The following is a 13,382-nucleotide window of genomic DNA, read 5'->3' as shown; positions in this document are numbered from 1 at the left end:
ATGGAGAGCAAACTATGAATGTACTGCTTGTTGATGATGACTTTTATGTTATTGCCGCATTGCAAAAGAAAATAGATTGGGAATCACTCCACATTGATACCGTTTATACGGCTAATAATGTCGCTCAAGCACGTGAAATAATAGAAAAGCATTCTGTTCAAATTCTGATTTCAGATATTGAAATGCCGCAGGGCAGCGGACTGGAATTACTGGCATGGATTCGCGAGGGGAATTATAGTATTCAGACTATTCTTCTTACCAATTATGCAGATTTCAACTATGCGCAGAAAGCAATCGAATTGCAGAGCTTTGAATATTTCCTCAAACCCATTGAATTTGACAAGCTGATGTTGATCATCCAAAAGGCGGTCACCCAAGCAAAAGAGCAGCAAAAAAACGAAAAAGCCATTCAGGGCGGTTACTTTTGGCAAAAAAATCAGGCGAAGATTCTTGAGCATTTTTGGCGGAAGCTAGTCAGTGGCAGTACATCATTTCCGATTAAGTTGGCAGACATCACACATGCCATTGAAGAACAAAACCTCTCCTATCAAATGAGCGATACTCTACAGCCTTTGATATTTAACTTATTCCCTTACAATGGCAGCATGGGAAAAGAAGAAAAGGATCTGTTTGATTTTGCCCTGCTAAATGTATTGTACGAATTGTTTCAGCACCCTTGTTTTACCATCGAAAGCATTCTGGAATATAGAGATTATAACTGGATCGCCATTTTAAAATGGAACCAGGCACCAGACACGCAACGGCTTGAAGCATTATGTTCTTCTTTTATTCAAAAGGCGAATCCTTATTTAAAATGTGATGTCTGCTGCAATATTGGCTTATACGATAAACTGAGTAATGTAGGGAATGTTCTAAAACAATCCCTGACTATGGATGAAGAAATTACGAGATGCAGAAATCAGACCTTTTTGGTGGAGGCTTATCTGCAGCAAAATAAACCGGGCTATACACCACCGGATCTTGCCTATTTGGAAGAGCTGCTGAACCAGAATAAATTCACTGCTTTTCTTGAAGAAGTTACACAATATTTAAAGGTCATGCTTAACAATAGAACACTTGAGACCTCTGTCCTTAGCTTGTTCCGTTTAGATGTAGTTCAGCTAGTCTATTCATTTCTCAATCTGAAAGGGATACGATCGCACAAATTATACTCTGGCAAAACTAATGATAAATTATCTATGCACTCTTTGGATTCAATCGAGGATATGGAAGAATATCTTAAATACCTTGTCACTACAGCCATGAAATATCGTGACTTTGCTGCCCAGCCTAAGTCCGTCGCAGAAGAAATCAAACAATACATTCATTCACATTACGGCGATGATCTGACCCGAAATGATTTGGCTGAAATTGTTTATCTCAATCCTGATTACCTGGCGAGGATATTCAAACGAGAAACTGGGGTTTCATTAGGAAGCTACGTCATCCACGTCCGAATCGCTGCTGCGAAACATCTATTAGAAACCACAAATATGTCTGTATATACCGTCGCGAACAAAGTCGGCTATAGCAACTACTCCTATTTCTCCAAGCTTTTCAAACAAGAAGTAGGTCTCCCTCCAAACGATTATAAAAAGGAACAACAATACAATCCAGCTTACTAAAAGAGGGTAACCCGGCATCTAGTTCATGGATGCTGGGTTACCCTCTTTGGGATATCTTCTGAATATTAATTACTGTCTACCTTTACTCCTACGCTGCTGATAATGATCCACCTACGAGCTTACTCTTGCGCCCAGTAATCATACGCCACGCCTGTACTCCTACACTGCCGGAGTCATTTACGCCGAGCTTACTCTTACACACAGTAATCATCCGCAATGCCTTTACTCCTTCGCTACCGGGAATCTTACACCCCTGACCTTACTCTTACATCCAGTAACCATTCGCCCCAGGTGCTTTCGGACCCAGATGACGCTATTTGCTCATTTATCGCCTTTTGAGCACAGTTTCGGACTCCAGTGCAGCTATTCCTGAGATATTGCTCCAAATCGAGTGTGTTTCTGGTCAATAGCGACTATGCGGTCCGTTAGAATTCCAAATGTGCCATATAGCAGCGTTTAAGGTCGGCTGAGTCCGATAGCTACTTCGTACGCGGAAATTTGGAGCTAATCAGCGAAGCTTGACGGGGATCAAGGGAACAGCACAACTCCGCCAGTAACTATCCGCTTCACTCTCTCCCTTCTGATGCTTCCGGACTCAGATGACGCTATTTGCTCATTTATCGCCTTTTGAGCACAGTTTCGGACTCCAGTGCAACTATTCCTGAGATATTGCTCCAAATCGAGTGTGTTTCAGGTCAATAGCGACTATGCGGTCCGTTAGAATTCCAAATGTGCCATATAGCAGCTTTTAAGGTCAGCTGGGTCCGATAACTACTTCCTACGCGGAAATCTGGACCCAATCAGCGAAGCTTGCCGGGGATCAAGGGAACAGCACAACTCCGCCAGTAACTATCCGCTTCACTCTCTCCCTTCTGATGCTTCCGGACTCAGATGACGCTATTTGCTCATTTATCGCCTTTTGAGCACAGTTTCGGACTCCAGTGCAACTATTCCTGAGATATTGCTCCAAATCGAGCGTGTTTCTGGTCAATAGCGACTATGCGGTCCGTTAGAATTCCAAATGTGCCATATAGCAGCTTTTAAGGTCAGCTGGGTCCGATAACTACTTCCTACGCGGAAATCTGGACCCAATCAGCGAAGATTGCCGGGGATCACGGGAAGGTTCCCCACTGCCAGTAATCTTGCAAGCTCCAAAAAACGCATTAATGCCCCAGCAGTCATAATCAGAACGGCTGGGGCATCTCTTTTACTAAATTAAACCTGGAGCGCTACATATTTATCGCCAAGCAGATTTTTGAAATAGGTGCGATTGTATAACATACTAGGATGGGATGGATAAAAACTCAACGCCGTTTCATTGTGATGATTCGCCTTCTCGTATTGGCCGAGACGATCATAACAAAGTGCCAGTTGAAGATGCGGCAGCCAGGTATAAAAGATTCCATTCTTCATCCCCATCGAATCGTTATCCCGCGGTAGCTGAATCGCTAGCTCATACCAGTATGCGGCTGGATGCAACTGGCCTTTTTCCAGCAGAAGTGCCCCCAGTCGGCAACAGAACTCTGACCGTGGTTTATCATACTGCAAGGTTTTACATAACGCTTCAAATGCACCGTCTTTATCCCCCAGCCGTTCCCGGCATTCGGCAAGCTTTAGGCAAGCCTGGAAATTATCTTCAATCCAGCCCTGCCCACCCGCTAAGAAAATCTCATAGTATTTGCAAGCCTCTTCATTAATAGCATGATCCCTTAATTCATTCGCATAATAATACTGGTCTCTCGGCGAAAATACTTCACCCAGTGCAACACGTTTTTGATAAATCCGTAAATTACGATCTGTGTATTCCTTATCTTTCTCATGTGTGATGCAGACATCACTACTAAAAGAAGGACCACTTACCTCTAAATACTCATGAACAGGCCCGATCCATTGAAAGTTGCAGCTGCGCCGAACCAGCCTGTTGCGGCGTAAACTAGCTGTGACATTTCCCGCTTCGTCAAAAGCCAGATTATATTGCATGTTCACACTGTGAATATGTCCTGGCAGGATTTCTTTTAGTTTTTTAAAAAGAATCTGATCCTCTTCCTTTATATAATCATCCGCATCAAGCCACAAAATGTACTCCTGAGTAGCTTTGCTAAAGGCAAAATTACGTGCGGCACTAAAATTATCAATCCATTCAAAATCATAAATTACAGCTCCGAAGGACAACGCAATCTCTTTCGTTTTATCCGTCGAGCCTGTATCCACGATAACAATTTCATCTACGAGACTTGCAATGGTAGACAAACATCTATGCAAGCTTTTTTCTTCATTTCGTACTATCATACATAAACTAATCGTAACCATACTCGCCCTCCTACACGCTTTGTTTGAAATTCTTTCTATATTGATATGCAGGGTTTAAGAAACGGACTCCCTCTCTATCCCGCCCGATCATGAAGAACTTCAGAAATATAAAGGTTATGTAAGAAACTTTCCACTCCATTCTTAGGTCTATATAAGTAAGATCAAAGGAGGTACAACATATATGAAATCCAAACGAAGAGGTGTTAGAAACGGCTGGATCTTAACTTCAATATTGTGCGTCGTAATTGTACTAGTGCTGCTGATTGGATATAAAGGGCTCGACTGGGGTACACCTACCACACCACCCACATCCACCAACGCACAAACTAATAATGAAGCAGATAACAAACCCAGCTCCACACAAGAAATGCTCGAATTTCCTAGCAGTGATCCCGATAATGGGCAGGTCATCATTCCACTGCACACTACGCTCGCGCAGCTAAATATTGATAGTGGTGACGAATATGTAAATACAGAAATCCCCCCCATACCTGAAATGACCTTTTCTTTATCTCAAGACATGAAAAACCAAGTAGAAGCAACGCTGGTCTACCGTCCTGATATCGGTGGAGGTTATCTTCTACTCGCTCCTGCCGGATGGCAGGCTACCGCGGTTGTCGGCGCTAACGGTTCTTATGGAGTTACCTTTCAGGATCCGAACCATCCGGAACAAAACATGAACTATTCAGATACGGCTTGGACTTGCACAGGCTGTGCCATCACTGCAATCGGAGCCTATTTCCCGGAAAAAGCCGAATGGGCTGACGCGCTGGGATTTACCATTAATAATCCACTTAAGTTTAGCGAACAGCATATTTTAGGTACTGCCGGAGCTGAAGCAAGAACGGTCAGATATACGCTTCAAGCAGACGCGAATGGTTATCAGGATGAGGGTGCTGCCTATTACGATAAGGGAGAATGGGGTTATTTATTCCGCAGTATCGGAATACATCAAGCTCAAACATCCCCACAGCAGGAAGTAGTGGAGACCCTCATGAAGTTCTTTACAGATAATCATGGACCGCTCTTCATTGCTGACCCAAACGCAGAGAAGCTGGACTAAGGGTGGGAATTTTTAGAGGAAGGTATTTTCAACCTTGCTCTTGCTTTTAGAAAGACGTAGGTGCTATTTTTTGTTATAATCAATGCAATGCGTTGTTTATAAATTCAGACATATATAAAGGGGACGTAACCATGACTCAAATTATTAAAACTCTAACTATTGCAGGCAGCGACTCCAGTGGTGGCGCAGGCATCCAAGCGGATCTAAAAACATTTGAAGAGTATGGTACCTACGGCTTTAGTGCCTTGACCACTATCGTTACTATGGACCCGGACAACGGCTGGCACCATAATGTTTATCCAATTGATGCCTCCATTGTTGCTGAGCAGTTAAAAACTATTTTCGCTGGTGGCCCGGTTAATGCCATGAAGACAGGTATGCTTGGAAGTGTTGAAATTGTGCGCGTTGCAGAGCAAGCGATCAAAGAAAATCTTCAGACTAATGTAGTTATTGATCCAGTTATGGTGTGCAAGGGTGAAGATGAAGTCTTGAACCCTGACAGCGCTGAGGCTATTCGTGACTTATTGCTACCACTAGCAACTGTGGTCACCCCAAACTTGTTTGAAGCAGGTGTTCTTTCAGGTCTTGGCAAACTTACTACCCTTGAGGAAATGAAAGAAGCTGCCCGTCTGATTCATAAGCTCGGTGCACGTAATGTCGTGGTTAAAGGCGGCAAAGCACTCGGCGGCGATCAAGCGATTGATATCTTCTTCGACGGTTCTGAGTACACTGTATTCCAAACAGCCAAAATCGAACCCGCTCACAATCATGGAGCTGGATGTACTTTTGCCGCAGCAATTACAGGCGGTCTAGCTAATGGCTTAACGGTTCATGAAGCTGTTGCAAAAGCTAAAGATTTTGTCTCCGCAGCCATTCGTAATGGATTTGCGTTTAATGAATATGTGGGTCCTGTATTTCACGGTGGTTACCGTTTAGAACGTTAGAACTCGCAATCCAATTACACAAAAAATAAATGGCAGTCCAGACGCTGAACTTCAGCTTTGGACTGCCATTTTTATTTACTATTATTGAAAATCCGTAAATTCAAAACTATGCTTACCGAACATTGATTTTTTATACGATTATTTTCATAAAAAAAGCACCCGAATCAAGATTCGAGTGCTTCTGAGCTACGTCCTCTAATTATTTTATCAGAATGGATAAAGCACTTTTTGATGCCAAACGGAAAGATAATTCATCCGCTCCCGGCAAGTTCAAAGCCACATTCTCAGCCTTTTCACTATCGTTGAACAGAACAACTGCAATAGAGTTATCTGTATTCTTAAAAGCTACGGAACGAATCACTTCTTGATTGGTGGAGGCGTCAATACGCACAGCCTTCGGACGAATAAATTTACTGAAATGGGCCAGTGCATAATAGTCGAGCGTATACGTAAGCTCCTTGGTCTCTTGGTTGACTGTCACAACACCACGACAAGTACTTTTGCCAAAACCCGGTACGGTTGGGCCGTTCTTTTCATCTAAGGCCATATTCCATAACACAAAGGATTTACTATGATTTCTAAGAATATCAATCCCTGTTCTCATTACATTGGAGAAGGCTTGTTCAAACGGAGGAATCCATTCTCCACCAGAACCTTCTGTAAAATGCACTTCTTTATCAGCAAAAGCTTTCAGAACCTCTGATTGCGCTGACGCATTGCCACCATACCAGTGCCAAGCTACACCATCTACTTCATCTTTTGCATAATCGAGCACGGTTAACGGATAATCTGGACGATCCCAGTTGTGGTCGTAGCAGAGAATTTTTGTAGCGATGTTATGCTTAACAAAGCTAGGCTTCAGGTAGTTTTTAATGAAATCTTTTTGCGCCTCAGGCAACATTAACATACTAGGGTAGTGTTTGGGTTCAAATAAAGGCTCGTTCTGTGGTGTTACAGCATAAGTTGGCAATCCGTGCCCTTCAAAAGCTTGAATATATCGAACAAAATAATCGGCATAAGCCTGATAATATTCTTGTTTAAGTTCTCCAGCAATCATCGATCCGCTAGTCTTCATCCAACCTGGTGCACTCCATGGAGAAGCCATCAGTTTGATCTCAGGGTTAATTTCCAGAGCTTGTTGCAACAAAGGGATAATGTCTGCTTCATCATGTGCGATAGAGAAGTGGGTTAATTCCGTATCCGTTTCCAGTGCAGGTCTATCGTCATAGCTATAAATATCTCTAGCATAATCCGATGCCCCCATTGGATTTCTTAATACGGACAAACCAATTCCATCTTGTGCGTCAAAAAGCTTGCTCATGACTTCCTTTTTCTGTTCGTTGTCCAGGACTTGATTAATCAAATAAGCGGATGAATCCGTAAAGGATGCTCCAAAGCCATCCATTTCCTGAAAGGTTTGATTCTCGTCAATAGTTACAGTAGTGGTCGCCTCTGCGTCAGCAATTGGAGTTAATTGTTGCAGACTTTGCTCTACAAACAATGTATTCTCCCCGGTGGATTGATAAATTTTAAGCTCTGGCATGTTGTTTCCCTCCATCTTTCTATGAAGAGGCCCCAGTGAAGGGGCCACATTCTATTATCTAACTTATTTAAGACCTAATTTTTCTTTGTTGTTTTTCATTTTTTCAGAACGAACTTCTACAATCTTATCCCAGTTGTTATCATTCAAAAATGTTTTGTAAGCAGCTAAGGTGCTGTCGAATGTAGCATCGTCTTTAGCGCGGATCATACTTACAAGCGTAGTGTTCCAAGTAGTATCAATTGCAGTAAGACTGCGAGCTTCAGGCGTTCCTTGAGCCGGGTTAATATTTTCAAGAATAAAGTGTGGTTTTAGCTTTCCTTTGCCCCACTCTTGCATTTGTTTAATGGAATCTGCGAATGCGTCATTACTCAGCGCTTTATCACGGTCATGTCCAAAGAACATAAATTCGCCCATCCGGTAATCTTTTTTGAATTTATCGGCATTATTTAATTGCAGGTCTTTGATTTCAGGCAAGAATTCAATTTTACCGCTGTCGTTAACTTTATAGGTCTCTCCTTCAATACCGTAGTTCATGAGCTTTTGTCCTTCGTCGCTGAGCAAATAAGTGTAAATTTGAATCGCTTTTGCAGGATCCTTAGCCTTTTTAGTAACATAGCTAATCATCCAACCTGTAATTCCGGATTGATTCAACGTTGGTTCATGTCCAACAGTACTTTGTGGGCCATCAATAGCGATATATTCCTTGCCTGGATTTTCTGTCATGAAGATTTGCAGGTTACCACTTTGTTGAGGGGTTCCATCCAAAAGTATTGTTGCATATTTACCGGATTTCACTTTTTCTTCAAAGGCAGTACCGTCATCAGCAAAGCTGTCATCACTGATATCACCATTTCTGTAGACTTCATTTAACGTTTTCAACCAAGTCAAGTAATCCTCATCTAGGTTACGGTTGTAGAACTCGCCATTTTCAGTTTCCATCGGCACTCCGATGAAATCCTCCAATACATCTCCCAAAGAACCAGTGCCTGAACCAATGGAGTTAAAACCAAAAGGAATCATGTCCGGGAATTGTTTTTTGATTTGTTGCATAACGCTCTTGAATTCCTCAGGAGTTCCAAAGCTTGGTTTTCCAATGGCTTCGTAAACATCCTTACGGATGACAAAGGCTGTTTTAGCAGGGATGTTACCGCTATCATAATCGTTTTGCGTATTGGAATAGTTAGGGTATCCATAGGTCTTGCCATCAGCTAACTGGAACCAGTTCATCGTATCTTTTTCTGCAACTTTATTGAAATACGGATCATATTTATCTGCCAGATCATTTAAAGGCAATGCCCAGGTAGCAGCTTTTTGTACGACTGGAGAGTTGGAATCAAAAATAGTCAACAGGTCTGGCATTTCACCGCCGGCAAAAATCGTATTCAGCTTAGTGTCATCGCCTGTAATGAATTTAATGTTGATGTTTAAATCCTCTTTAATTTTCTTGGTGACAAGGTCTTTTCCGAAATCAGTATTCCACCAGTCTGCATTCACGTACCAAGTCAGATCTGTTGTCTCTTTTTTTGTATCCAGCTTCCATGCCGGTGTTTCCGGATCTATAGTATAACGGCCTTCAATGGAGCTTAACTCTTTACTGGAGCTGTCAGAATTACCTTTCGATCCACAACCTGTAAATACTAATACAACAGCCATAAGTGCCGTACAAAGTTTGAGTCCTTTTTTCCCAAATGCTTTGTTCATCTTTTGTTTCCCCCTAAAATGTTTTGTAAGCATTCACTACTTGGAGATTTACTTACTATTCCTTCACCGCCCCCATCATCATGCCTGAGATAAAGTACCTCTGTAATATTGGATACATCACAACAATCGGCAAAGTTGTAATGACAATTGTTGCTAGTTGAACCCCTTTAGTCGTAGTTTCGATAATCGCAGATCCACCAACATTTTGCATGGATTGTGTTTGCGACTGAACAATGATTTCATAGAGCTTCATCTGCAGCGGGTAGAGCGATTGATCGGTAATATATAACTTGGTAGTCATAAAGTCGTTCCACTGCCCAACCCCGTTAAATAACGCAATGGTGGCCATAGCCGGCATGGAAAGAGGGATAAAGATTTTCAGGAAAATGCGCCAGTCACCTGCACCATCAATTTTGGCTGACTCTTCAAGTGAATCCGGTACATTTCTGAAGAAGTTCATTAGAATAACTACATCATAATAACTGAACAAGGCCGGGATAATATAAACCCAGAAGCTGTTTAAGAGGCCTAATGATTTAATCAATAAATACGTAGGGATCATTCCACCAGAGAAAAACATAGTGATTACACCCATGGCAACATACAGCTTACGTCCACGTATGTATTTCTTACTCAAGCCATACCCGATCATGGCACAAAAGAATACGTGGGTAATGACACCAATGAATGTTTTGGCAAGCGATACTACGAATGCTAAACCAATGGTCTCATCTTGAAATACAGCACGATAATTTTCCAAAGAGAACTCTGGAGACCAAAATATGAATCCGCCTTCCGCAAGCGCCTTGCCCGAACTTAAAGAGGATATGACTACATTCCATAAAGGAACGACAATAATGATTGTACAAATACAGAGCAGGATAATATTTAAGGTATTAAAGATTCGACTATCGAGATCTTCTTTAGCCACCGTACGATTCACAGAAATGCCTCCTTCTACAGAACTGATTGATTATCATTTAATTTACTGGATACTTTGTTGGCGCTAATCAGTAGGATGACTGAAACGATGGAGACACCTAAACCAACAGCAGTAGCATAAGAGAAGTCACCTTGCGTCATACCCATACGATACACATAAGAATTAATGACCTCCGCCTTAACGCGGTTCTGAGAATTCATCAATACCAGGGTTTGGTCCAGATTTGATCCTAATAAACCGCTTACAGTGAGAATCAGATTTAAACTGATAATCGGTTTCATGTTAGGAAGCGTGATATTCCAAATTTGTCTCATACGGCTTGCGCCATCTATTTTGGCAGCCTCATAATAAGTAGGATCAATTTTCGACATAATGGCTAAGTAGAGAATCGTTCCCCAACCAGCCTCTTTCCAAATATCGGATAACGTTGCAATCCACCAGTATTTATTCGCATCAAGCAAAATATTTACCGGTTTCGAAATCAGTCCCAAACTGAGCATAATCTCATTAAACATACCGGATGAGGAAAACCAGGCAATCAGCATCCCGCCGAGAACGATCCAGGACAAAAAGTGTGGTAAATAAGAGATGGTTTGCACTATCTTTTTAAAGCGTCCACCACTTAATTCGTAAATCATAACGGATAAAATAATAGGAATAACAAACCCTATGGCTAATTTCAGAAAGCTGATCCCTAATGTATTGACTACAGCGTCCCAAAAATATTTATCAGATAAAATAATTCTGAAATTATCGAGCCCTACCCAAGGTGCAGAATCGAGCGTATCAATTACGGTGTAACTTTTAAAAGCAATCGTCAATCCGTAAATCGGAATAAAACAAAAGATAATCATAAAAATAATTCCCGGGATGACCATGGATTGAATTTCCCATTGTCTCTTGTAATCAATTACAAATTCTTTGACCCTCTGCCCCATAGGCTTTTTCCCGCTCATTGGATTCTTTCCGTTTGTTGGCACTACGGCTAATTTATCCACTTTTTCTTCTCCCCTCCAAATCATGATCCCCAAACAATAAAAACGTTTTTATTTTTTGAAAAAAAAACCCTCCCAAAACAACAAAATTATAAAAAATGATCGGGTGAAATCTTGAACCCATTACATATATGTGTTCTTACCGACCAATCTTTACTTGACTAGAACCTCTTACAACTAATTCACCCGCCAATTTCATCATCTCGCCCTGTTCCTTCTTCTGAATCATACGAACGAGGTGATTAATAGCCAAAATACCCTGTCTAGCAATTTGATTTCTTACAGTAGTTAAAGGCGGTGAGAAATATTGCGCAATATCAATATCATCAAACCCCATAACACTAACATCTAGCGGAACTTCGTATCCATGCGATTTCAAAGCTTGAATACATCCAATCGCACTCAAGTCGTTCCCTGCTAAGAAGGCATCAGGTATTTTATCAGGACTATAGTGAAGAAAAGATTTTATAGCGTTGTAGGTGCTTTCTTCTTCAAAATATCCTTGTATAATATACTCTTCATGCGTGGGTAGCTGATACTGACGCAAAGCAGCTAAGTATCCTTCTCTCCGCTGAACACTGTCGTACATCTCATCCACACCAGATATGTAAGCAATCTTTTTATGCCCTAGACTGATTAAATATTTGGTCGCTTCAAACCCCGCTTCAAAAGAATCAAATATCACGCTTCCCATCGTGTCGTTCTTAAGCGGCCGATCCAAAAATACAGCCTTGATCTTGTCTTTCACCATTGCGGCAATTTCTTCTTCGTCTATTCTCAGCTCCTCGTAAATAATGACACCATCCACTCGCCGGCCTAGAATATTGCTCATAATCACTTGTTTATCCTTGGTAACAAATACATTCAGCCCGTAACCTAGCCGGTCACATTCACGCGACATGGACTCAACAAGCTTATAGAAGTATGGACCCGACACACTTGTTGTGAAAAAACCCAGCATTTTGGTTTTCCCATTCCTAAGGAGCTTACCGTTCAGGTTAGGAACATAATTTAATCGCTTCGCAACCTTAAGAACATGTGATTTCGTCTCCGGGTTCAATACATCTACGTCATTTAGCGCGTTGGAAACCGTAGAAATGGAGACTCCAGCCTCTCTGGCAACATCTTTGATCGTTACCTTTTCCATAATGATTCAATCTTCCTTTACGAATAAAAACGTTTTTATAGATTTAAATTAACATAAAAACGTTTTCATTACAATATATTTTTATTTTTATTTTATCAGAGGTAATAATTGGTACACAAGCTTAAATTTTCTACAGAATCTTATAAAACACCTCTTCTGCAAACTCGAAATCATTCATAATACACTCTAAACATAATGTCTTGCTCGTAATTCCCAAATCCACGGCCATATATGGTTAGTCCGCCTCTTCTCCGTCCGCTATTCTCTGCCGTTAAACGAAAGGTCCACTGATCCTGCTCTACTCGTACATCCTCCAAGGTAATATCTGAGATTTGCTGCCCATCCACAAAGGTTCCACCTGCATTAATCCGCAGAACCTTCAGCAAACCATATTGGTTAACATCCGAACGCCACCAAATGGGATTTAATCGTCCTCTAGTGAGGCCAAAGTCGCCCGGACTGGTCCATTTTCCTAAATCCTGTCCATTCATCATAAAGCCAATATCCGACGGCCACTTCTCATTTACATGTGGAGCTTCGGAACCTATTTCCAGCGAAATCTCAATCTCCTGCACCACTTGATCTTGAAATAGATAATTTGGAATCTTGTACTCGATAGAACCTTTCGCAAACCATACAATGCCGGCATTCACCCGTTCCGGGTCCAGAAAATAACGTGGATCATCATAATAGCCGATCAGCTTCTCAGTAGTAGCAATCCCGCAGGTAGGTAAAGCCTGGATATCGGTATATTGCCCTACAGGGATAGACACTTCAACCACCTTTCTGGCAACTCCGCGGGAGCCCGATAATTTAATCTGCAGATAATTCGCAGACAAAGAACAATATTTATAGGTCCCTCCATTTACTCGTCTCATTTTAGAACTGATCAGGCCTGCTTTTTGCAGCTTTGCTACATGAGTACTGACAATTGCACTACTAAGATAGAGCTCCGCTGCCAGCTCTTTGATGTGCATCTCTCTGCGGTCCAGAATTTCAATAATTCGCAGCCTAACTTCACTTGCCAGCGCTTCATACACCTGCAAGGATTCAGAATCTGTGGTTAAGTACATTTCAACGTCTCCTATGCTTATTGAATTAGTATTTTAAC

11 protein-coding genes are annotated in these 13,382 nt (G+C 41.6%); 3 read left to right on the top strand and 8 right to left on the bottom strand.

Annotation, left to right across the window (positions count from 1 at the left end; genetic code table 11):
* Positions 1–14 precede the first annotated feature (14 nt).
* A complete protein-coding gene (locus tag MHI51_RS11535) occupies positions 15–1,625 on the top strand; it encodes a response regulator (protein ID WP_076193819.1) in 1,611 nt (536 codons plus the stop codon).
* 88 nt (positions 1,626–1,713) lie between these two features.
* On the opposite strand, the gene MHI51_RS11530 is transcribed toward MHI51_RS11535, so the two are convergent.
* Together MHI51_RS11530 and MHI51_RS11525 are read right to left on the bottom strand one after the other, a co-directional pair.
* The gene (locus MHI51_RS11530; protein ID WP_256715861.1) at positions 1,714–1,842 is read right to left on the bottom strand and encodes a hypothetical protein; all 129 of its coding nucleotides are present in this window, start codon (positions 1,840–1,842) and stop codon (positions 1,714–1,716) included.
* 998 nt (positions 1,843–2,840) lie between these two features.
* Positions 2,841–3,935: a glycosyltransferase family 2 protein gene (locus tag MHI51_RS11525; protein ID WP_076277432.1), complete on the bottom strand. Its 1,095-nt coding sequence runs from the start codon at positions 3,933–3,935 to the stop codon at positions 2,841–2,843.
* Between the two features lie 181 nt (positions 3,936–4,116).
* Between MHI51_RS11525 and MHI51_RS11520 the strand changes: the two genes are divergently transcribed.
* Together MHI51_RS11520 and thiD are read left to right on the top strand one after the other, a co-directional pair.
* Entirely contained in the window at positions 4,117–4,998 is an 882-nt protein-coding gene (locus MHI51_RS11520) for a DUF4850 domain-containing protein (RefSeq protein WP_076219817.1), read from the top strand.
* Positions 4,999–5,129: 131 nt separating this feature from the next.
* A complete protein-coding gene (thiD, locus tag MHI51_RS11515; RefSeq protein ID WP_038570000.1) occupies positions 5,130–5,942 on the top strand; it encodes a bifunctional hydroxymethylpyrimidine kinase/phosphomethylpyrimidine kinase in 813 nt (270 codons plus the stop codon).
* Positions 5,943–6,141: 199 nt separating this feature from the next.
* Here the strand turns inward: thiD and MHI51_RS11510 are convergent, their stop codons facing one another.
* The 6 genes from MHI51_RS11510 to MHI51_RS11485 form a co-directional block, all read right to left on the bottom strand.
* Positions 6,142–7,485 carry a glycoside hydrolase family 30 beta sandwich domain-containing protein gene (locus MHI51_RS11510; RefSeq protein WP_076277433.1) on the bottom strand — a complete coding sequence of 448 codons (1,344 nt, stop codon included), beginning with the start codon at positions 7,483–7,485 and terminating at the stop codon, positions 6,142–6,144.
* Positions 7,486–7,548: 63 nt separating this feature from the next.
* A complete protein-coding gene (locus tag MHI51_RS11505) occupies positions 7,549–9,186 on the bottom strand; it encodes a sugar ABC transporter substrate-binding protein (RefSeq protein WP_038569996.1) in 1,638 nt (545 codons plus the stop codon).
* Positions 9,187–9,241: 55 nt separating this feature from the next.
* A complete protein-coding gene (locus tag MHI51_RS11500) occupies positions 9,242–10,129 on the bottom strand; it encodes a carbohydrate ABC transporter permease (RefSeq protein ID WP_036689738.1) in 888 nt (295 codons plus the stop codon).
* 14 nt (positions 10,130–10,143) lie between these two features.
* Positions 10,144–11,085 carry a sugar ABC transporter permease gene (locus tag MHI51_RS11495; RefSeq protein ID WP_036689816.1) on the bottom strand — a complete coding sequence of 314 codons (942 nt, stop codon included), beginning with the start codon at positions 11,083–11,085 and terminating at the stop codon, positions 10,144–10,146.
* Positions 11,086–11,263: 178 nt separating this feature from the next.
* Positions 11,264–12,271 (bottom strand): LacI family DNA-binding transcriptional regulator, encoded by a 1,008-nt coding sequence (locus MHI51_RS11490; RefSeq protein ID WP_036689737.1) that lies wholly within the window; start codon positions 12,269–12,271, stop codon positions 11,264–11,266.
* Between the two features lie 170 nt (positions 12,272–12,441).
* The gene (locus MHI51_RS11485; protein WP_076219818.1) at positions 12,442–13,344 is read right to left on the bottom strand and encodes a transcriptional regulator; all 903 of its coding nucleotides are present in this window, start codon (positions 13,342–13,344) and stop codon (positions 12,442–12,444) included.
* Positions 13,345–13,382 lie beyond the last annotated feature (38 nt).

The sequence above is a fragment of the Paenibacillus sp. FSL H8-0260 genome (genome assembly GCF_045040625.1).
Taxonomy (GTDB): Bacteria; Bacillota; Bacilli; order Paenibacillales; family Paenibacillaceae; genus Paenibacillus_AQ; species Paenibacillus_AQ odorifer.
The sequence above is the reverse complement of the archived record's forward strand: the minus strand, read 5'-3'. Positions and strand labels throughout refer to the sequence as shown.